This window comes from Fulvivirga imtechensis AK7 (genome assembly GCF_000331535.1).
Taxonomy (GTDB): domain Bacteria; phylum Bacteroidota; class Bacteroidia; order Cytophagales; family Cyclobacteriaceae; genus Fulvivirga; species Fulvivirga imtechensis.
In genome coordinates this window covers 28342-50936 of the sequence record NZ_AMZN01000002.1, presented here as the reverse complement: position 1 = coordinate 50936, position 22595 = coordinate 28342, and the positions used below count along the sequence as shown (strand labels likewise).

Below are 22595 nucleotides of genomic sequence, written 5' to 3'. Positions count from 1 at the left end.
TATGAAGAGAAGAAACTTCCTGAAAAAGATACCGATGCTCGCAGGAGCATCTTTTGCCCTGAACAATATCCCTGTCAGGGTGATGTCGCAGCATAGCCATTTTTTAAGGCTTGCAGAACAAAGTGATAATGACCGGGTTATGGTGATTATTCAGCTCCATGGTGGTAATGATGGGCTCAATGCAGTCATCCCTGTAGAGCAGTATGATCTTTACTACAGCCGAAGGGCCAACATTGCTATCCCCGCTAAAAATAGTGTACGCAGATACATACCTCTGGACTCTACCCTTCCCGGTCCTGATCAGGTGGGCTTACACCCGGATATGATCGGGGCAAAGGATCTTTACGATCGCGGAAGGCTTGCTATTGTGCAGGGGGTATCTTACCCCAACAACAATGGCTCGCACTTCCGTGGTCGTGACATCTGGTATATGGGCGGTGGCTTTGATGATTACTATTCTTCAGGCTGGGTGGGGCGGTATCTGCAAAACCATTATTTGCCACAAGTTTACCCCAATGATTTTCCTAATGATGATATGCTGGATCCGCTAGCCATCGAAATCGGCAGTGATGTATCGCTCTTATTCCACCAACACGGAAACATTCCAACTTCCATATCTCTTCCGGGAAGTCCGGAGGGTTTTGCTAACCTTGTAGAAAGTCTTGAAGGTTTCCATGATAAGCAGGTAGATCCAAGAGGCAAACCGCCGGAATCGCTCAATGACTCACCATATGGCAAGGAACTCAACTGGATATTGGGACTAGAGGAAAAATCTGAAGACTATGCAGCTCGCCTGTGGGATGTTTACAGGAATTCTGCAGCAACCTCGGTAGCTTATCCTGAGATATACCCGTTCAATGCACCTTCCGGCAGTCTTTCGAACAGGCTGACACCACAGTTGCAACTCGTTGCACGGCTGATATCCGGAGGTGCAAAAACAAAAGTATACCTCGTACGCATCGGTGGGTTCGATACCCATGCCGATCAGGTGGAGAGCTACAACTCTACCATGGGTATGCATGCCGCATTGATGTATCATCTCACTTCAGCTATGAATGCTTTCCAGGCTGATCTGAAAGCCCGGGGTATTGAAGATAGAGTTGTTTCGGTGACCACCTCTGAATTTGGCCGAAGAATAGATTCGAACGGCAGCTTTGGCACCGACCATGGCACCGGAGGGCCGTTATTTATATTCGGAAAATATGTGAACCCCGGTGTAATTGGCACTAACCATGATCTTTCTACAGGCAGTGGCAACATCGCCATGCAGTACGATTACCGTCAGATATTCGCCAACCTGCTGAAGGACTGGATGAAAGTAGATGAGCAGGTGGTAAACAATGACATCTTTTTTGGCAATTTTATAAATGGAGCGAAGGAAGATGGAAGTGGAAGCTACGAGCCCTTGCCTTTGATCACGGATTCGGTCACCGGAACGGAAAGCTTCTTCAGAGACAGGTTCAGGTTGGAAAATGCCTACCCCAACCCGGCAAAAGGGCATACAAACATGTCGTTTTATATCAATACTGAGAATCATGTCAGCCTTAAATTGATGGATCAGAAAGGGAGTACTGTAAGGTGGATACTGAGAGAAAAAAGACATCCTGGCGAACACCGTATAAAAGTCGACCTTTCAGGGCTAAAAGCAGGCATCTACTTTTACCAGATAGAAGCCGGATTATTAAAAGACACCAAAAAATTGATTATTACAGACTAAAAACAAGAAAGACTAAGCCAACTCCGATAGTAAATGGCAGTTGGCAAAAGGCAATGAATAAATTAAACGAGTCTGAGTATTTAGTTGCAATTCCTGAAAAGAATAGGAAGAACAACACAGAGCGTACCCGAGTCTCAATACTCATATCTCATATCTCAATACTAAACATATATGCATGAAAAACCTGGTTGCACTAAGCCTGAGTGGCTTACTAGTACTTACCCTGGCTGTAAACAGCTCTTATGGTCAGAGGAAGAAGAATCGCGACAAAATCTACCCGGCCTATAGTTCAAGCAAACCTAAACGGGAAGATCAATTCCTGCAAACCCAGTGGTGGCTGGGTTTCAGGGCCGGGCTCAATCTTACAGAAGTGGAGCCCACTAAAAGATATTCCGGTTTCAGTCCTATCAACTATGAACCGAAACTCAACGAGAAGTCGTATAGCGGGTTTGAACTACCGGGCGGGCATGCTGGTTTGGAGATCACATTTTATCATAAAGGCTTTTCTTTCAGCGTACAGCCCAACTACAGGCGTCAGCGGTTTTCTTATTCTAACACCTTCGAATGGCGTGACAGTGAAAACCAGGACAACAGACTGGAATTGAAGTATGAACAGGATCACCAACTGGATTACATAGAAATACCCCTGTTTATAAAATACGATATTTTGAAGGGAACCGCAAGGCCGTTCGTTCAAGTAGGCGCTTACTATGCTACACTTGTTAGTGCCAACAAAGCCGTAGAGATAACCGGCACCGACTATGCTTCAGGAAATGCCGGTCCCTTTAAAACGGAGAAAGCCATTATTGGTGCCAAAGACCTGTTCATCAAGTCATCCGTAGGCATAGCAGGCGGACTGGGCGTTAGCTATGATTTCTGGAACGTGCGGTTGGTGTTCGATGCTACATACCGGTATGGTCTCAACAACATCTCCAATGCTAAGAACAGGTATTCAGAAAACCAACTGACCGGAATTGGTGATGCGCTGGATGATCTGGAGATGAGGAACATCTCCTTTAACCTGGGTTTTTTATTCCCGCTGAGGTTTATCAGCAAAAATTATAATGCAACAAATTAATAACAACATAAAATATAGTCGGCAGTAGGCAAAAGCAGAAGGCAAAAATGAGAATCGTGAATATAGTCGAGGGTCAGTAATATACTTCCGACTTCGGACTTCCGACTTCCGTCTATCTCAATACCAATATCTCAATACTAAAAATATACAAATGAAATCTACCCTGATCTATATCCTCACCATCGCAGCATTTATCGGCCTGTGGTCGTGCGATATTTCTGATAATGAAATAGCTCCCGGAGAATCTTTTCTGAAGATCTATGATAACAATGGATTCCAGGCTTCCTTCATTCCGTTAGATGTCAAACAGACTACGGATGGCGGGTATATCATTCTCGGAGGCACCCGGCTCAATGATTCGGACTTTATAGGCGTGTACCTGATGAAAGTGGATGAGGAAGGTAATTTCGTCTCAGAGCAAAATCTCTCTTCTCAGTTTGTTCACCCTATTTACAACCTCATGGAAATTGACAACAGTTTTTACTTTATGGCTATGGATGGAGTAACGCTTCAGGCTTATATATTCTCCATCAGCCAGGCAGGTGAGCTGGGTGACCCTGTTCCGGTTTCGGGCTTACAGTATCCACTTTATGCCTCCGTAGACGCGGGTGGCAGTAATATCCTGTTGTTGAGCTATAACAATGGAGACAAAACCAGCGTGTTATCTGTGGTGACACCTACCGGCCAGACAGCGGCCGGCAAAGCCTTTCCCATTGGCGCGGGTAGTGATGTTGAAGCACCTATCATCGAGCATTTTACCCGTACTGGAAAACAATTGCCCTTTATCACCGGCAGAACCGATAACGGGCTTTATTATTTCAATGGCTTCTATAATTATACCCTCTCATTGATTTTCACCAACTTATCTGACGATGAACCAATTGGTGTTACGCAAGGTCAGCAGCACTATGGTGGCATAAGCGCCTTATCACCAATAGGCAATAACAATTTTGCCATTGCGAGATTTAATTTTGGAGATAACTACCTCAACCCCAGAGCACAGCTTTCGGTGACGAGTACCACCTCCACCGTTGATCTGGATGGAAATCCCTTTCCTGAGTTAGTAGAAGATGCCCCGGTTATTGTAAAACAAGTAGATATCAATGGTACACAAGTATCTCTTTACGCCAGTAATACAAAAAATGGTCAGATATCTCTATTTGCCTTTTCCAGTAGTTCAGGTGAGTTGCTGGGAACCAAGTATTTAGGGTTTTCGAACCCTTTTGAGCTAGCCGGATTTACATCCACTGAAGATGAAGGCCTGGCTGTTGCCGGCACCACTTACGTAGCCGGACGTTTTGGGCGCATCTGCTTGATTAAGCTTTCTAAAGAAGAGCTGTCGGAATTGGTGAAATAGTGTTTACAGTTCACAGTTCACAGTTCTTAGTTTACAGTTCACAGTTCACAGTTCTTAGTTCACAGTTCACAGTTCACAGTTTTTAGTTCACAGTTTTTTATTCGTGCCACCACTATCTCCTCAACGGTAAAGTGGTGGCACGAGTAAACTCAGATCCAAAGACCGAAGAATACCTTTTGGTACAAATAACTGAGAACAGTAAACAGTGAACTGATTACTATTTCTGTATGTTTATTCCCCTGTAAAATCCGGATCTTAATTCGTTGAAGGGCATCACAACTCGCAGGGTTTTATCTTCATACGTTGCCGTAATACTTCTAAAATCAATATCAGGAGACAAAGGGTACGTGGCTACAACGTGAGGCACCATCACTACGGCATCCGAACGCTCACCGAACATCAGATTGTGGTATACAAACAAGCTTTTGTCGATAATATCTACCTTCAAAGTATCTGCATCTACACCGGGTATCTGTACATTCAGTACATAGCTGTTATTTGTTTTCCGTAGTTTGGTACGAGGTTGGCTGGTTCCGCCATTCAATGTATTCATAATATCTGCGGTTTTCAGCACCTGTCTCACCCACTTTATATCATGATCATATTTCATAAACTTCCTCCGTTTTTGTAGTAAGTGCAATCATTATACCATACTCCGGGGGCGACCAATTCAAGTCAAAATGGCATTCCTACGAGATGAAATAGACATATTGACAGGTAAAATAATACCCACTTAGCTTCTAAACAGTAACCACATGACAATATCCGGGTCATACTTTTCAAAGTGTTCATACAAGCATTAAATAAGGTTTACTATTAGAATAATTCCTTGGCTATCCTGTAAACAGAATCGGATTTACCCATGGAATAATAATGTAACACAGGCACCCCAAACTCCACCAGTTCCTTCGATTGCTTAATGCTCCAATCAATGCCTACCTGCTTTACCTGCTTGTCATCCTTACACTTTTCGATAGCATCAGACAATTCCTCGGGCAGATCGATGTAGAAGATCCTGGGGAGTACATTCATCTGCCGTTTGCTGGTGATAGGTTTTAACCCTGGAATGATAGGCACGTTGATGTCCATTTCACGGCATTTCTTTACAAAATCAAAGAATTTTTGATTATCGAAGAACATTTGGGTGACGATATATTCCGCGCCCATATCTACCTTCATTTTGAGGTATTTCATATCCAATTTCAGGTTTGGAGCAGCGAAGTGTTTCTCAGGGTATCCTGCCACACCAATACAAAAGTCTGTAGGGTTGGCGTTGAGCAGGTCTTCATCCAGGTACTTACCCTGATTCATCCCAACTACTTGCCCTAGCAATTCAGAGGCGTACCTGTGGCCACCCACTTCGGGCACAAAAACCGATTCTGTTTTTATAGCGTCTCCCTGCAGTAGCAGCACGTTGTCTATTCCAAGAAAGTTAAGGTCTATCAAAGCATTTTCTGTCTCTTCCTTATTAAAACCACCGCAGATAATGTGTGGAACCGTATCTACATTATACTTATTTTTAATGGCAGCACATATACCTACAGTACCCGGGCGTTTGCGTATCGATCGCTTTTCAAGGAGGCCATTTTCCCTTTTTTTATAAACAAACTCCTCTCTGTGATAGGTGACGTCAATGAATGGAGGTTTAAATTCCATGAGAGGGTCTATATGGTTGTAGAGGTTTTCTATATTTTCACCCTTCAGCGGAGGCAATATTTCAAATGAAAAGAGGGTGCTTTTAGCATTATTGATGTGTTCTGTGATCTTCATATTTACACGCGTATCGAAATTTCTTTTTCTTTTATTCTGATTTAATAAGCCAGGTTAGGGCCGAGCCACCGCTCTACATCTTCCACCTTCATATTCTTCCTGACGGCATAATCTTCCACCTGATCCTTTTCTATTTTGCCTAATCCAAAATACTTTGCCTGAGGATGTGAGAAATAAAATCCGCTAACCGCTGCTGCCGGATACATAGCGTAAGAATCCGTCAAAGATATACCGGTGTTTTTTTCTACTTCCAACAGATTGAATAGCAGCGGTTTTTCCGTGTGGTCAGGGCAGGCAGGATACCCTGGCGCCGGTCTGATGCCCTGGTATTTTTCTTTTATCAATTCTTCATTAGTCAGTGTTTCGTCACCCGCATACCCCCACAGTTCCGTCCTTATCTTCTCATGCATCAGTTCGGCAAAGGCTTCAGCCAACCGATCCGCCAGCGCTTTGGCCATAATTTCATTATAATCATCGTGCGCTGCTTTAAACTTTTCCACTATTGCTTCTAATCCAATCCCTGCTGTTACGGCAAATCCACCCATAAAATCAGTTTTTCCGGTGCTTTCGGGTGCTACAAAGTCCGCCAAACTGATATTAGGTATTCCTGTTCCCTTTTTTCCCTGCTGTCTTAAAAAATGAAAGGTTTCAATGGGCGTATCACTGTTATAAATACACACGTCATCACCTATCGATGCCGCCTTGTAAATGCCAATTACCCCGTTGGCCTGAAGCAGCTTTTTACTCACTATTTCATCCAGTAGTTTATTGGCATCATCATACACTCTTCTGGCCTCCTTCCCTATTACCTTATCCTCAAAGATCCTTGGATACTTACCTTTCAGCATCCATGTCTGAAAAAAAGGCGTCCAGTCTATGTAGTTTCTGATCTCTGCCAGCGGATAGTCATTGTACACCTTGTTACCTAGCACTTTAGGCTTAGGTGGTTGGTATCCGGCCCAGTCGATCCCCACTTTATTCTGACGAGCCTGATCAAGGCTGATGTAGTTCTTTTCCGTTTTCCGCGAGGCATGCCCTTCCCTTAGCTCGCTATACTCCTCCTTGATCTTTTTATGAAATGCTTCTTTAGTTTTTTTGCTGATCAATTCTCCTACTACCGGCACACTTCTGGACGCATCTAGCACATGTACCACTGCACCACTATAATTCGGGTCTATTTTCACTGCGGTGTGTATTCTGGAGGTAGTGGCTCCGCCAATCAAAAGCGGTAATGTGAAGTTCTGCTTTTCCATTTCAACTGCAACATGCACCATCTCATCCAGTGACGGTGTGATGAGCCCGCTAAGACCTATGGCTGCCACGTTTTCCTTTCTGGCCGTTTCCAGTATCTTCTCTGCAGGCACCATTACCCCCAGGTCTACAATATCATAATTATTACAGGCCAGCACCACACCCACAATATTCTTTCCTATATCATGCACATCTCCTTTTACAGTCGCCAGTAGTATTTTTGCTGCCGATTCTGTGGATTTGTTTTTTCTCTTCTCCTCCTCCATAAAAGGTTCCAGGTATGCCACAGCTTTCTTCATTACCCTGGCACTTTTCACAACCTGTGGTAAAAACATCTTTCCAGCCCCAAAAAGATCACCCACTATATTCATACCATCCATCAACGGACCCTCTATTACCAGAAGCGGCTGCCCGTATTTCTGACGGGCTTCCTCAGTATCTTCGTCTATAAACTCAATGATACCCTTCACTAATGCATGAGAAAGCCTCTCCTCTACAGATCCCTTTCTCCAGGCATCATCCTTTTCCTTCTTTTTGGCATTCCCTTTTACCGTTTCCGCGAATTCCAGCAGTCTTTCGGTAGCATCTGGCCTGCGGTCGAGCAACACATCTTCCACATATTCCAAAAGGTCTTTAGGTATTTCATCGTATACTTCCAGCATGGTAGGGTTTACTATTCCCATATCCATACCATGTTGAATAGCATGGTATAAAAAGGCAGAATGCATAGCCTCTCTCACAACATTGTTTCCCCTAAATGAAAAAGATACGTTGCTTACACCACCACTCACATGCACTCCTGTTAGATTTTCCCTTATCCACCTGGTGGCCTGAAAGAAGTCCAATGCATTTTTTCTATGTTCCTCCATACCGGTGGCCACCGGAAATATATTCGGATCAAAAATGATATCCTCAGGTGGAAATTTCACCTGGTTGACGAGTATGTCATATGAACGCTTACATATCTCTATTCTTCGCTCATAGTTGTCGGCTTGCCCCTGCTCATCAAAAGCCATTACCACCACAGCAGCACCATACTGTTTGATACGTTTCGCATGCTTAACAAAAGCCTCCTCACCCTCCTTTAGACTTATGGAATTTACAACTCCTTTCCCCTGAATACACCTGAGCCCTGCTTCTATGATATGCCATTTAGATGAGTCGATCATTACCGGCACCCTGGCTATTTCGGGCTCTGAAGCTATCAGGTTCAGGAATTTCACCATGGCCTCTTCACCATCAAGCATACCTTCATCCATATTGATATCAATGATCTGCGCTCCACCTTCTACCTGCTCTCTGGCCACTTCCAGGGCTTCCTCGTATTTATCCTCTTGAATCAACCTTAGAAATTTCTTTGACCCGGTGACATTAGTGCGTTCTCCTATATTTACAAAATTAGATTCGGGAGTAATAACCAATGGCTCAAGGCCACTTAACCTCAGATATGTTGAATTCTTACCTCTGCTACTCATTAATTTTTAACTAGTTATAAAACAAAAAAGCCCCTCCGACAAGTCGGAGGGGCTTATATACATTATATTGTCAAAGCTTGGATCCAACTTATCTGCCTCCGGTCTTCCGGAGATGGAATTAGCACCTTTTCCTCTATGGGATGGTTGCTAAGGCATCAAAGGGCCATTTCCCTCAGCCTTTCTTGATAAGATTTATTAGCTATAAAACGCTAAACTTACACAAATGTATGATATTTTTTTTAACAACAAATTTATTAACCAATTTAGCAATAACATTTTACTGATACACCCATGCTTACCAACACACAACTTATCACAAAGTTTTATACGGCTTTTGAAAATAAAGACGCTGAAGAAATGGTCTCCTGCTACCATGACCAGGTTGTTTTTGAAGATCCTGTTTTCAGGCAGTTGAAGGGTGATGAAGCCAAAGACATGTGGCGGATGCTGCTATCCAGAGCAGCAGACCTTCAGGTCAACTTCAGAAATGTAGATGCTGATGAATTGAAAGGATCAGCAAATTGGGAAGCGGTGTACACCTTTACGAAAACAAATCGACAGGTTCACAACCGGATAACGGCACAATTCGAATTCAAAGAAGGTAAGATCATCCGGCATACCGATCATTTCAATTTCTGGAGGTGGAGCGCTATGGCATTAGGTCCTGTAGGCATGCTTCTGGGCTTCACCCCTATGCTCAGGAACAAGGTGACCAAACAGTCGTTGCATCTGCTCCATAAATTCAGGGCTCAAAAAACATGATTTAAATCACCGTGGGCGCTTTCCTTCTCCTGATCCAATATTTAAAAACTTTCCTATATTCGCACGGTAGCTCACACGTATAGCCGTCAGTGTAATATTTAATGACGTGCAAGGCCTGTGACGCTATCCATTGACAAAAGAAAGATGTATGCGCCTTTGGAAGAAACTCACACATAGCGAAATTAAAGCCAGAGTGTTTGGTGCTCTTGAGCAAAATGTAAATTACTATAATGCCAATATCCTGGGGATACCCGCTTCACACCTTGACAACAAAGTCTTTTATCAGGATGCCCCTTTCTTAAGCAATGCTCCGTTTCTGTCCACTCTGATCCATAATCCCAACCATATCGGCTGTCATACCCTTGGAAAATCGGAGCATTTTTTTAAAGGTACACAGGAAATAGAAAAGGAGCTCATCCGCATCTGCTCTGAGGAAATATTGCGTGGCAGGGAAAATGCCTTTGACGGTTATGTGGCTTCGGGTGGTACTGAAGCAAACATGCAGGCAATATGGATCTACCGAAACTATTTTAAAGAAGAACACCAGGCCGCACAGGAAGAGATGTGTATCATCTGCTCTGAAGACAGCCACTACTCCTCCAGCAAGGCCGCCAATGTGCTTCACCTGGACATTGCTTATATTGATGTTGATACGGATAATCGCCTCATCAAAAAACAGCATCTGGAAGACACTATCCGGCAGCAACAACAAAAAGGAAAGAAGTATTTTATAGTAATAGCCAACATGATGACCACCATGTTTGGCTCTGTTGATCCTGTTGATCTTTATGTCGAGGCGCTGGAGGCGGCAGGTAGTAAATATAAAATACACGTTGACGGAGCTTTTGGCGGATTTTTCTTTCCTTTTTCTACCGAAGAAAATAAGCTGGATTTTTCCAACTCCAAAATAACCTCTGTTACCCTCGATGCTCACAAAATGCTCCAGGCGCCCTATGGAACGGGTATCTTCCTGATCAGAAAAAATTTCATAGGGTATGCCAATACCAAGGAAGCCAGCTATGTAGAAGGGGAAGATTATACACTGATCGGCAGTAGAAGCGGAGCCAATGCGATTGCCGTATGGATGATACTAATGACCAATGGCCCTTATGGCTGGCGCGAAAAGATATTGGTTTTGCTCAACAGAACTGATTGGCTGTGCGCACAGTTACAGCAGAAAAACATTGAATATTACCGGCAGGCAGGATCAAATATAGTAACTATCAAAAGCCATTGCATAAGCCCGGACATAGCTACGAAATATGGGCTGGTTCCCGACAATCATCAAAACCCAAGGTGGCACAAAATAGTTGTGATGGAACATGTTACGATAGAGAAGCTGGAGCCGTTGGTTGAAGAACTCTAAACCTTACTTAATAATCAACAATGCGTATAATTGACCTTTCCAAAACTATTGAATACAACCGTAACGACCCATGGTTTATGCGGATCAAGGTAAAACACAAACCCCACAAGAAGGCTTACTGGTTAATTCGATTGTTTCTTGGACTTCCAAAGAAGTTATTTCCTAACCATTTCTATGGTTGGGCGGACGACACCATTAAACACATGGGCGTACACTCCAGCACGCATATTGACGCACCCTGGCACTACAGTCCCACTTGCAATGGTGAAAAAGCCAAGACTATTGATGAAGTACCTCTGGACTGGTGTTACGGGCCGGGTGTGGTCATCAATATGACCCACAAAGAGGATAATGAGCCTATAACTGTAGGGGACCTACAGACACAGATCAAAAAGGATGGGCTTACCATTACCCAGGGTACCATCGTGTTGATCCGCACAGACAGGGACAAATTTATGGGCACCAAAGATTTTCCGAACAAAGGCACAGGTATGAGTGCAGAAGCTACGGAATGGCTAATAGATCAAGGGGTAAAAGTAATGGGTATCGATCAGTGGGGTTGGGACCTGCCACTGAAACACATGGTGGAAAGAGCAAAGAAGGAAAATAACAAAGGGCTCTTCTGGGAAGGTCACCTGGTTGGCGCCAACAAGGAGTATTGCCACATGGAGCAGCTCACCAACTTGAGCGCCTTGCCTGCTCAGGGTTTCAACGTAGCTGTATTTCCATTAAAGATCAAAGGAGCATCCGCTGCCCCCGCTCGAGTGGTGGCTATGCTGGACAGTTAGGCCAGGTTTGAGCTTAAAGCCATGAGCTGGTACGTTGGCGTGGGTCGTAATTGTTCCTGCTAACTACCACCTCCGCCATTTGGACACACCGTCTTCGCTTAGCGCTCTGCTCTCTGCTGTCCACCTCCGCCCTTCGGACAGCTCCGCCAGCGGAGGACAGTGCTAATCAAATACACGAGCAAATTAAATTAGCAGCGAAGGATCCCGGGTGGAGAGTAGCCTGCGTCTATTAAAACCGTACCACTAATCACCTACATATTCACTTCGGACTTCCGAATTCCATCCCCTTCACCGACTCAGCTTCACTCCAATGACCAGGATATCATCCGTCTGCTCATGACCATTGGACCATTCAGCAAAAGTGCGTTCAAGAGTTTTACGCTGCTCAGAGGTCCTTCTATGATGATTATCGAATAGCACATCCCTAAACCGGTGACTCATAAAACGTTTGAAGTCAGCCCCTCCATACTGATCGCGAAAGCCATCGGTGTAAAGGTAGAAATCTGAGATACTGGCAAGATCGAAACTATGGTTTTGAAATTGGTGGTCATCTTTTCTTAATACACCGCCAATTGAAACCCTGTCAGCCTCTATTTTATGCAGGTTACCGTTTTCCACCAGCAGCAAAGGGTGCTTTGCTCCGGCATATTCCAGGATATTATGCTTACGATCTATAACACATATAGATATATCCATACCATCCCTATTGTCTGTCTGCTGTTGTCGCAGTGCATAGGTGATCCTTTCCTGGAGATAATCCAGGATGAGGGCAGGTCGGGAAATATGGTTCAACTCGATAGCCTCCAGCAAGAGGTTATACCCTATCATACTCATAAAAGCTCCAGGCACACCATGTCCCGTACAGTCTACAGCCGCTATAAAAACCTTGCCTTTTACCTTTGTCACAAAATAAAAATCACCACTTACCAGGTCCCGGGGCTTAAAAAATACAAAATGATCCGGCAGCACTCTTCGCATTTCCTCTTTTAGCGGCAGTATCGACTGTTGAATAGTTTGCGCATATTTGGTTTGCTCATTGATCAACTTCAACGAATCCTGTAGCTCCCTGTTCAGCTTGAGCAGTTGGTTGTGCTGAAGGGTGATCTGCCGGTTTTTCTGCTGAATACTCCACTGATACTTTTCATTTTCATCTTTAAAAATAGAAGATATTACTGCCAACATAGTGATAGTGATCAAGATGTTGATCACGTGTGCCAGTTTAAGGCTTTGAGTTTGATAAAAAGGCTCGTGGTCATAGTTGTATACCTCCACCGCTATGATACACAAACCTCCCAAAGCTATGAGCGTATATATCTTAAATTTATCTTCAAAGAAAAGAACTGTGAGCCCTGCACAAGCAAAAATAATTAGTTGAGACCCCCGCTCACTCCCCCAATATGCCGTGAGTGCGCTTAGATATATATAGGGTATCAGAATACATAAAACCCGGGCTGCTTTATATTTTCTGAACCTGTTAAGAAATATCGGAATTGGGAATAATAAGGCTCCTGCCATTTGCACCGACCATTCTTCAGGCACCCGCATGATCATACTTTTGATGATGAGCAGGACAAATAAGAGTTCTCCGGTAAGTAGAATTCCATTGATCAAGCGCACTTTCCGCACTTCGGCAGGCGCCAGGCGATCGTCAACCCCAACATTGATCAGGTATTCCTTTAAAGCCCCTATTTTGGTCGTTAACTTCATGTTAATTTAAAAAACTCTGAAAGTAGTGTTAGAAAACACTATTTCCAAATAAAATACAATTTCATTAGCCCAAATAAATCAATTTATCCAAAAACATGCACCTACACATAAAAAAATTCAACATTTTGCACGATCTTCAGCAAAAAAAGTATGATAGTAGCATCGTCAGACCAGCTTAAATACCCCATTGGTAAATATCAGCCATCAACAACTATTACAAAGGACATGATCGGGAGGTGGATTGATGAAATTGAAAGATTGCCTGCAAAGTTGCGCTCCCTTGTTTCTAACCTCAGTCAAGACCAACTGGATACTCCATACCGCCCTGACGGCTGGACAATCAGGCAGGTTATCCATCATATCCCTGACAGCCATGTCAACGGTTATATCCGTTTCAAATGGGCGCTTACCGAAGATACCCCCATAATAAAACCATACGAGGAACAACTATGGGCAGAACTGTTCGACTCCACATCTGCTCCCATAGCCATCTCATTATCCATTCTGGAAGCACTGCATGCCAAATGGGTATATCTACTGAAAGGGCTTCCCATTGAAGACCTGGAAAGAACCTTTATACATCCGGCTACTAACACTGAAGCTCCGTTAAAAGCCATTATAGAATTGTATGCCTGGCATGGGCAACATCACTATATGCACATTAAAAACCTGCTGGTTAGCAAAAACTGGTAAGATCGCGCTATTCGAAAACGATTGCGGAGATAATTACTTTGTAACCTTATCAATTTTCACCCCTAATGGACTATCTTAGGTAAGAAAAACAAAGTGAAATGAAGTTCCTGCTCCTGCTTATTCTATTTACAACCTCACTGGCATTTGCACAAAAGCAAAATGACCAATTGCTCAAAGTAAAAAAAGCTGATCAACCCCTGAAGATAGACGGTATTGCCAATGATCCATGCTGGCTAACTGCAGAATGGCACCCTCTTGACCAGTTATGGCTCGGCCGGCCCTATTCGGAAGAAGATTTTTCAGGCAGGTTCAAATTAGCATGGACCCACACACATTTGCTGCTATTGGTAGAGATCCAGGATGATAAACTTTTCGATCAGCATGAAGATCCTCTTAAACTTTGGTGGGATGATGATTGTGTGGAAGTTTTTGTAGATGAGGATAATTCAGGCGGTGAGCATCAGTACAACCACAATGCCTTTGCTTATCACATTGCTCTGGACTACAATGTTGTTGATATGGGGCCTGACAAAAAGGGGCATCTATATAATGATCATATCGATGTGAAAAGGTCCACAGAGGGTAGCACAACAGTTTGGGAAATGGCCATAACGCTTTACGCTGATACCTATAAGGAAGAGAGCAAGACGAATAAGCCTGTAGCGCTTTTCAGTGGCAAAAAGATAGGTTTTGCACTTGCCTATTGCGACAATGATGGGAGCAAAGAAAGAGAAAACTTTATTGGTTCCGTATTTGTGCCGGGGGAGGATAAAAATAAAGGATGGATAGATGCCAATGTGTTTGGCACGATAGAACTCGTAGAGTAAGTATGGAATTAATTGAGGTAATCGGTCTTACAGCCGGATCTTTAACTACCATTTCATTTCTCCCGCAGGTGATAAAGACCTGGAAAACCCGTTCGGCCAAAGATCTTTCCTTAAGCATGTTTATGATCTTCTGGTTTGGTGTTTTACTCTGGCTTATCTATGGTATTTTAATTAAAAATATTCCAATTGTTGTTGCCAATACACTTACGTTAAGCCTGGCGTCAGTAATACTCTATTTCAAATTTAGTTTCAAAGAATAGAATGATCACCGGCTGATGTTTATACTTCTATTCATTTCCACGAATACCGGCTGCCATTCTTTTCTCTTTTATATAGTAGAAAAACAAGCTTGCTAAGGCTATCATCAGACCAAGAAACTCTCTACTCTCTTCAATGTAGGGCTTTTTAGCCTTCATTTCCTGAGTTATTTCACCCACGGTTCCATATCGTAGCCAGTCTATTACTCCTGGAATATAAAAACAGCTAAATATTGCCAGCACTATTATCGAAAACAGAATAGTTTTTACCGGATATATTTTCATCAGGTATAATATCGGTATTAGCGCTACATAGCCATACACGATCATCCACAGCAGCGGGTCAGGGTCGTTGTATTGCAATGCGGCAAAAGCTATAAATAAGACCGCAAGTACTACACTAATAATTTTCATGCGTATATTTTTAGTATGGAGATAATAGTATTGAGTATTGAGATAGACGGAAGCCGGAAGTATATCACTGCCCCTCGACTGCTACTCTTCGACCAGCTCTGATAGTTGGTATCCTTATAGATTGTTTCATAACGGTATATTTAGAACTCTACTCTGTATACTAAAATAGGAATAATTCCCAGTTGCTTTTTCATTACCACCTTCCCTTTCCTGAAATCATAGTATTCATACCCATCATTTTCTATTGAGACCATGTTTTGTATATCTATTGCGAATATCCGGGTATAGGCAGGCTTCTCCTTCCTGAGACTTAAGCGAAAGTCTACCCGGAAGTAATCTCCCAACGCCTTTGAAAATGCTATGCTTTCTTCATAAACGGTACGCCCGGCAGCCTCAGACAATTGTCCGGAGACAGGGGTATATTTTAACCCACCGGCATAAAAAACACGCGTATTAACTCCTGTAATACGAACTGCCTGATCCTTTTCTTTTATGAATTCCTTTCCGGCAGTAATGCTCAGGCTATAGTTATTATTGAAACGCGAATCCCTTTTAATGCCGTCGCTACCGGCATACGTAGATTCAAACAGTGAAGCGCTCGCTATGTAGTATAGCCCATTACTCATCGGCATTTCATAGGATAAGTTGACCCCATAGACCTCTCCGGTACCATCACTCTTTAAGGGCTCTGTCACATATTCATTTAAGCGGTTGATAGCTGAAAAAGAACTGCTGACTACACTCACCGGCACATCGTATAGTTTTTCGTAAAACAACCTGGAGCTAAGCATTGCGTTTGCAAATATGCGGTTATATCCCAGGCTCACATGGCGCAGTTTACTCATTTCCAGTCGTTTATTGTTATCTGATAAATATACCTCTGATGATTGCTTCTGGGCCTGATGCTCGTAACCAAGACTGAGCAGATTTTTTGCATCAACATTATATTTGACGCGGACTGAAGGTAATAATGCAAAGGTATCATTGAAAGAATAGTGCATGTATCTGGCGCCTCCTTCAAAGTTCCATCTGTTACCCAACCAGGCGCTCACCTCCATGTAAGGCTGCCACAACAGGCCACTTCCCGAGCCGCTGAGTAATTCACCACGACCTGTGTGCCATTCTGCCGCTACGAGCTCATCGTTAGTATAGTTGATCATAACACCGGTGATCAATTGTGTAGAAGCAGTTATTCGTCCATGATATACAATTCTTCCTGATATCATTTTCATTTCGGACCTATAATTCTCTGCCGCAGTTAATATTCCCGATCTACTCATTCGGGCCGATTTTCTGGCAGATTCACTTATGGAAACAACCGCACCTATCATCAATGACGACCAGCTATTCAAAGGCAATACCTCATTGACTCCGAAAGCGGCTGATCGCAGTGAAAAATCAACTTGTGTACTGTCCTTATCGTACTCCCAGTCCTTCGGATCGTTCACCCCACCAAAATCATTGTTTGAATCTCCTCCATAGGTGAAAAATGACAGCCTGCCACCACCTTTTTGGTCAAAGGTCAGGTAAAATGAAAGGTCTTGAAAATTAATTTCTTCACCTCCGAAATCGACTCCCAGTTTGCTCAACAGACCCACTGTAGAGTATCTGTAATTCATTAAAAAGGAGGATCTGTCTCGTTTTATTGGACCTTCCGCAGCAAAGTCAAGCCCAATAAGACTCGCCTGAGCTACATAATGCCGCTCTTGTTTATTTCCAGGGCGAAAATTCATGTCCATCACTCCGGACAGAACGTTGCCATACGAAGTGCCAAAAGGCGCTGTAATAAAACTGGTACGACCAAGCATTTGAGTACTGAGTAAATTAACACCACCACCATTTTGAGTTGGGCGGTCGCTTAAAGTACCAGCATTAGACAAGTGATTGGGGCTAAGGACATCCATCCCCTCTACCCGCCATAAAAGCGCATTAGGCGACTTTCCATTTACTATAATGTTATTATTCTGGTCATTTTGGGGTACTACTCCAGGAAAACTGAGCATTACCCTGGCCGGATCGAAATAATTGGCTGCAAACCTGCGGGCTTGCTCTATAGTTATGCTCCGTTTACCTACTTGATCCGCATGAGTGACAAATGGCTTGCTTGTTATTGTTATTTCCTCCAGCTCATTGTAAGAGATGGGTAATGTAATTTCCAACTCAAGAGGCCTGCCTGCTTCTACAATAATGTCCTCATGGTGGGTTCGGTATCCTATATGTCTAAAGCTGATGACATAGCGTCCTACCGGCACCTGCTGCAGGATAAATTCCCCGTTGCCATCTGTGCTGGTGCCCTTTGCAGGGTCCGTATTTTGCAGATATACCTCAACACCTTCAATGGGAGTCTTTGAAACCTGATCGTAAACATAGCCACGGATCACCTGCTCAGGCTTTTGAGCATGACTATAGCCAACCAGCGAAAGGGCCGAAATGACCATCGGCAGGATATATCTCATAAAACCGCTTTTCCCGTTAGGATAAAAGTTTGTTCACATTTTTATAGCTGGTCGAGATGGTTTCATATGCATCTCCTTTGATTTGATCCTGCTCTACGAAAAAGTGTTTTAATCCTGAGTCTTCCTTATGATCAAATATTCGTTGGAAATCTATAGTACCCGTACCCACCGCAGCAAACTCACCAGCCTGGTCCATATCTTTCACATGCCATAGCGGATAACGTCCGGGGCTCTCCTTAAACAGTTCCACAGGGTCTACATTTGCTTTGGCCGTCCAATATAGATCCAGCTCCATTTTAACCAGATCCGGGTCTGTTTCTTGTAGCAGGAGGTCATAGGGCACTGCTCCTTCAATGGTCTCAAACTCAAAGGCATGGTTATGATAGCAAAATTGAACACCCCTGCTTTTGCATGCTTCTGCACTTTTATTAATAAGCGCTATCAGCGTTTTATAGTCGTCCAGAGTTTCTCTTTCGTTATCAAAAAGGTATGCTAAAACCATATATTCCTGGCCTACCTCGGCAGCATCGTCAACTGCCTGCTCCCAGCCGTTGATCAATGTGCCTTGCTGATCCGGAGCGTGGTTGCCGGTGAGGTAATGTCCGCTTGGCGTTTTCAGGCCATTTTCATTCAACATTTTTTTAAACTCCTTTGCTGAAAACCCATAGTATTGTCCATTGTAGCCTGCTGATTCTACCTCTTTATATCCTATGGAAGCTACTTTTTCTATGGTATTTGAAGGATCTTTTGCCATTTGGTCTCTAAGGGTATAAAGTTGAATACCAGTTGCCATTTTTGCTGATGCTGCCATGCATGATGGCATTAGCATGAGCCCTGCCCCTAAAACAGAACTGTATTTGATAAAATCTCTTCGTGTGTGTACCTTTTTCATGCGTGTGTATTTTAGTAGTGCTAGTATTGAGTAATGAGATAGTTCGAAGTCAGTGTATCACTGAGACCCTCGACTATAATTCCCGAATCTTAATATTTCTGAACCATACCTTATCCCCATGATCCTGCAGGGCGATATGTCCTTTTTTGGCCTGACCAAAACCGGGCATATCTTTAAACTTACTGTTCCTGATCATGTCTTGCCACTCCGGGGTATGCATCTGAAATTCTACTACCTTATACCCATTCTGCCAGTGCTCCACGTGTCCGCCTTTTGAAACTATTCTGATGCGATTCCACTCTCCACCGGGCTTAACGGTCACGAACTTTGTTTCGATCATATCGTAAAGATCGCCTGCCCTGTGTTTTTCTATTCTTCCATCAGGATGCTTTACATTATCTAGTATTTGCATTTCCGGGCCAGTTTGCCATACATAGTCATATTCATCGTTTTCAACTACGTTGTAGATGACGCCACTATTACCTCCCTCCTCAACTTTCCACTCCAAGGTAAGTTCATAATCTTCGTACTCCTGATCGGTGATGATATCACCGCCACCAACTACCTGCCATCCATCTTTTCTCGAATTGTCAAGATATAAAGTGCCGTTAGCCACCTTCCAGGCGCTCCCAACCTTATCCTCTTTAAACTTACGCCAACCGGCAGTTGTCTGACCATCAAAAAGCAGCTTCCATCCTTCCTTCTTCTCCTGCACGGTTAGCTGATTATGCACTACCGGCTGCGTGGGATTTACAAACCCCGGATCATTGGCAGGGATAGCATTCATCGTATACCAACCTTCCGTGGTCCATAAAGATTGACCTTCACTGCTCACAAATGGGTTGACAACCCTGAAGTGGACGACATGATCAGGTTTCATACCTTCCAGTTCAAGGAATATTTGCTTTCTGTCATCAGACATATTCAAAGATTTGATCCTAAGCTCCTTAAGGTCCAGCTTAGGACCACCGTAATCCTCCGTTGGCTTGTAATACCACTGCTTCACGAGATAATCATTGATATTTTGTCCCTGATTCAGTGCGATTGGCTGGGTAAACTCCACTTCTATTCCATTAGACTTCGCCCTTATGGCGAGTGGTTCAAACACTGAATTTCCATTGTAATGTAGTCTTTGCAGCCCATACCATAGCTTATCGTTATGCTGCCAGTTGCCCGGATTGCCAATACCTCCAACATAAAGATCTCCATCAGGTCCCCAGGTGATTCTATTTACGCCGGCTTCAAGGCCCTGAATAAATCTGAATACAGCTCCCTGGTATTTGCCATCCACTTTTTCAACGAATACCCTTTTGATGCCTCCATGAGTGACCTCCCCGTGTATCATTTGGTCCTGGTACGGACCTACGTTCAGGTATGATGGGGTACTCGGAGAGTTGCCGATCTCATCCTGGGGAAGCCATACTACCGGCTTTGTCTCCTTCATATCAGCCGTACCTTCAAAGTCTACCGCTCTGGAACCGAACCAGGCGCCCTCCTGCACATGGACGATCTTGCTGGATGGCAACCAATCACCCTGATTATCCGCTACAAATATTTCACTGTCCGCACCTATTCCAATGCCGTTAGGGGTGCGTAAACCATGAGCAACAAACTCAACAGAACCATCTTCTTTTGATATTTTTGCTACCTTTCCCCGATCTGGTATTTGCGGCTGAGCGCTGGCTCCACCAGGCATGATAGCAATGGCCAGTGTAGCATAGAAATGACCATCTTTAAATGCCAGTCCAAAGGCAAATTCATGAAAGTTGGCTGACACCCGCCATGCATCACTCACCGTGCGGTATTCATCTATTATCTCGTCTCCATTGTGGTCAATAAGCCGGGTCAGCTCATGCTTCTGAAGTACATATATATCGTCATCAACTACTTTTAATCCAAGAGGTTCAGCAAGTCCTGAAGCAATTCGTTTGACTTTCATTTTTGAAGGATCTCCTGTGTTTACACCCTCAACAATGTAGACGGGGCCAACGGAATCCCACGTACACACCACCATTCTGCCATCTGACAGAAAATCCATCCCCCCAACTTTAGGTTCGAAGTCATCAGGCCGCGCCTGGAACAGGTCGAAAGCCGGATGTACTGAAGTGAGTGGTCGCTGATCTCCCGGTATGCTTTTCATCAACCTTTCAGGAGCAATATACGGCACCACTTCCTTAAACATCGTTTTTCTGTGTTTTAAAGCCGAAGAAGGCACTACCGAGAACTTGTTGTCTCCATATTTAGCCCACTGGAACGACAATGCTGCGCCTCCCAATCCCTGATAAAATTCTATCTTTATTTTATTCAGTCCTTTTTGCAGATATACTTCGCCATCCCTGGCTTCGGGGCCATGAAAACCGAAATTATCAATCACCAGCTTATCTTCGATATAAAGCCGCGAGCCATCATCCGACACCAGCCTGAATACATAGTTGGATGTTTCCGGTGCGTCAACAAATCCATTGAATTCGATGTAAATATTATCTCTTACCCTTCCGATATGGCTCGCTTCATCAAAGTGCAGCACCGGAACGGCTCCAGACATGATCGGAGCAGTAACAGAGGTCAGGTCCTTGAAAGAAAGGTTATAATCATTCCAAAGGTAAGCATTGGCAGCGAGGCCATCGTATAAAGTTTCATCTCCTTCTTTGAGGTTTTGGTTGTTGTCGGTGAGTTGCAGTTGCACAGGAGCTACTCCAAGCATCAGGTCTTCCCCTTCTCCTTTCGCCTCACCGCTCTCAGGCTCCTCACCGTCAAGTGAGAGAATATACGCAACCATCTGTTTGGCATCATCCTCCTGCAGATCGGGGTGAGCAGTCATGGGTACTTCTCCCCAATTACCTGTACCGCCAGCTATTATCTTCTGAGCCAGGTCATTAGTAACAGCCTCACTGTTAGGATACCTCCTGGCGATTTCGACATATGCCGGACCTACCGTTTTCTTGGTTTCATTGTGGCATGTTTTACAGTCACTGTTTTCTATGAGTTTTTTACCTTCCGGCTGGTCGGCCCCGGCCGCTTTCACATCCTCCACGGTATGCCTGGCGCCTTCCCTGTCAAAACCCGGATGGAAATATACCTTCAGTTCCGTTTGGCCATCAGAATTCAGCACCATCAGCCCCTCCACAGTATGAGTGGTGCCACTGGTATACATTTCTTTGCTCTGGTTGGTAACTTTAAATTCTCCGTCAGTTTCATAATCTCTTTCGCTTTTCATAGAGGTAAGCGCTGTATGAAAACCAACTTTTACACCTTCAGGTACATCTGAAACAATAAATGATCGGGATAAACCATTTTTACCCTTCTGCGAGACGTATTCCGGCTTTTCCTGTACTCTGATCCTGTTCCCCTGATCATCCTTCAGTTCATAATTGAGGTAAACCTGGCCTTCTTTAAATTGATATCCTTTGAAAAGGACCTCGGGTATGATTTCTTCTCCTCCTTTGACGAACACCCAGGCAGGTTGATCCATCTTTTTTGTGTAGTAGGCATAACCCTTGCTGGTAGGCTGAGGTCCGTGCTTTGTGGTGTAGACTGCTCCATCAAAATTTACCCCTCCTTTCCACGCTTTATATAATCCTCCATGCTGAGCATCATAAGCCACATACATTTCGTCATGCAGGGCGACTGTTATTATCCTTGACTGCTCATCGAGAACCGAGCGAAATACCCATGGGTCTCTCGGGCGTTCGCGAATGTTCTCCTCCTTGCTACAAGAAAAAAGAACAAACAGTGCGATAAAAGCTAAAAGTGTGTGTTTCATATTTATTGGTTAAGAAGACCTA

General features: G+C 43.9%; 17 protein-coding genes and 1 riboswitch. Of the genes, 9 read left to right on the top strand and 8 right to left on the bottom strand.

Translation table 11 applies throughout. The features are described from left to right. Nucleotide 1: 1 nt before the first annotated feature. The 3 genes from C900_RS00650 (at nucleotide 2) to C900_RS00640 (ending at nucleotide 4152) form a co-directional block, all read left to right on the top strand. A complete protein-coding gene (locus tag C900_RS00650; protein ID WP_009577576.1) occupies nucleotides 2–1717 on the top strand; it encodes a DUF1501 domain-containing protein in 1716 nt (571 codons plus the stop codon). Nucleotides 1718–1892: 175 nt separating this feature from the next. Beyond that, on the top strand, nucleotides 1893–2795 hold the full coding sequence (locus C900_RS00645) for a porin family protein (RefSeq protein ID WP_009577575.1): 903 nt from the start codon (nucleotides 1893–1895) through the stop codon (nucleotides 2793–2795). Nucleotides 2796–2946: 151 nt separating this feature from the next. Then, a complete protein-coding gene (locus tag C900_RS00640; RefSeq protein WP_009577574.1) occupies nucleotides 2947–4152 on the top strand; it encodes a hypothetical protein in 1206 nt (401 codons plus the stop codon). A gap of 217 nt (nucleotides 4153–4369) precedes the next feature. Here C900_RS00640 and C900_RS00635 read toward each other — a convergent pair whose 3' ends face one another. From C900_RS00635 to metH, 3 genes are all read right to left on the bottom strand, one after another. Next, a complete protein-coding gene (locus tag C900_RS00635) occupies nucleotides 4370–4762 on the bottom strand; it encodes an Hsp20/alpha crystallin family protein (RefSeq protein ID WP_009577573.1) in 393 nt (130 codons plus the stop codon). 206 nt (nucleotides 4763–4968) lie between these two features. Continuing rightward, nucleotides 4969–5922, bottom strand: coding sequence for a methylenetetrahydrofolate reductase [NAD(P)H] (metF, locus tag C900_RS00630; protein WP_009577572.1), 954 nt, complete (start codon nucleotides 5920–5922; stop codon nucleotides 4969–4971). A gap of 41 nt (nucleotides 5923–5963) precedes the next feature. Then, nucleotides 5964–8648, bottom strand: a complete 2685-nt coding sequence (metH, locus tag C900_RS00625; RefSeq protein ID WP_009577571.1) for a methionine synthase — start codon at nucleotides 8646–8648, stop codon at nucleotides 5964–5966. 85 nt (nucleotides 8649–8733) lie between these two features. Then, a riboswitch (SAM riboswitch) is annotated at nucleotides 8734–8840 on the bottom strand. Nucleotides 8841–8939: 99 nt separating this feature from the next. Here metH and C900_RS00620 point away from each other — a divergent pair. From C900_RS00620 to C900_RS00610, 3 genes are all read left to right on the top strand, one after another. After that, complete coding sequence (locus C900_RS00620) at nucleotides 8940–9410, top strand: nuclear transport factor 2 family protein (protein WP_009577570.1); 471 nt, start codon at nucleotides 8940–8942, stop codon at nucleotides 9408–9410. Between the two features lie 148 nt (nucleotides 9411–9558). Next, the gene (locus C900_RS00615; protein WP_009577569.1) at nucleotides 9559–10776 is read left to right on the top strand and encodes a pyridoxal-dependent decarboxylase; all 1218 of its coding nucleotides are present in this window, start codon (nucleotides 9559–9561) and stop codon (nucleotides 10774–10776) included. Nucleotides 10777–10796: 20 nt separating this feature from the next. After that, nucleotides 10797–11564: a cyclase family protein gene (locus C900_RS00610; RefSeq protein WP_040495062.1), complete on the top strand. Its 768-nt coding sequence runs from the start codon at nucleotides 10797–10799 to the stop codon at nucleotides 11562–11564. A 288-nt stretch (nucleotides 11565–11852) separates the two neighbouring features. On the opposite strand, the gene C900_RS00605 is transcribed toward C900_RS00610, so the two are convergent. Further along, nucleotides 11853–13271, bottom strand: a complete 1419-nt coding sequence (locus tag C900_RS00605; protein ID WP_009577567.1) for a PP2C family protein-serine/threonine phosphatase — start codon at nucleotides 13269–13271, stop codon at nucleotides 11853–11855. A gap of 150 nt (nucleotides 13272–13421) precedes the next feature. Here C900_RS00605 and C900_RS00600 point away from each other — a divergent pair, with 150 nt between their 5' ends. From C900_RS00600 to C900_RS00590, 3 genes are all read left to right on the top strand, one after another. Continuing rightward, nucleotides 13422–13964 (top strand): YfiT family bacillithiol transferase, encoded by a 543-nt coding sequence (locus C900_RS00600; RefSeq protein ID WP_009577566.1) that lies wholly within the window; start codon nucleotides 13422–13424, stop codon nucleotides 13962–13964. 98 nt (nucleotides 13965–14062) lie between these two features. Continuing rightward, nucleotides 14063–14791: a sugar-binding protein gene (locus tag C900_RS00595; protein ID WP_009577565.1), complete on the top strand. Its 729-nt coding sequence runs from the start codon at nucleotides 14063–14065 to the stop codon at nucleotides 14789–14791. Nucleotides 14792–14793: 2 nt separating this feature from the next. Continuing rightward, nucleotides 14794–15051 (top strand): SemiSWEET family sugar transporter, encoded by a 258-nt coding sequence (locus tag C900_RS00590; RefSeq protein ID WP_009577564.1) that lies wholly within the window; start codon nucleotides 14794–14796, stop codon nucleotides 15049–15051. Nucleotides 15052–15078: 27 nt separating this feature from the next. Here the strand turns inward: C900_RS00590 and C900_RS00585 are convergent, their stop codons facing one another. The 4 genes from C900_RS00585 to C900_RS00570 all read right to left on the bottom strand — a co-directional run bounded on the left by C900_RS00585 (nucleotide 15079) and on the right by C900_RS00570 (nucleotide 22573). After that, nucleotides 15079–15462 (bottom strand): transmembrane 220 family protein, encoded by a 384-nt coding sequence (locus tag C900_RS00585; RefSeq protein ID WP_009577563.1) that lies wholly within the window; start codon nucleotides 15460–15462, stop codon nucleotides 15079–15081. Nucleotides 15463–15602: 140 nt separating this feature from the next. Then, nucleotides 15603–17918: a TonB-dependent receptor gene (locus tag C900_RS00580; RefSeq protein ID WP_009577562.1), complete on the bottom strand. Its 2316-nt coding sequence runs from the start codon at nucleotides 17916–17918 to the stop codon at nucleotides 15603–15605. A 16-nt stretch (nucleotides 17919–17934) separates the two neighbouring features. Continuing rightward, complete coding sequence (locus C900_RS00575) at nucleotides 17935–18810, bottom strand: sugar phosphate isomerase/epimerase family protein (RefSeq protein ID WP_040495060.1); 876 nt, start codon at nucleotides 18808–18810, stop codon at nucleotides 17935–17937. Nucleotides 18811–18883: 73 nt separating this feature from the next. After that, the gene (locus C900_RS00570; RefSeq protein WP_009577560.1) at nucleotides 18884–22573 is read right to left on the bottom strand and encodes a 3-keto-alpha-glucoside-1,2-lyase-like domain-containing protein; all 3690 of its coding nucleotides are present in this window, start codon (nucleotides 22571–22573) and stop codon (nucleotides 18884–18886) included. Between the last annotated feature and the right edge of the window lie 22 nt (nucleotides 22574–22595).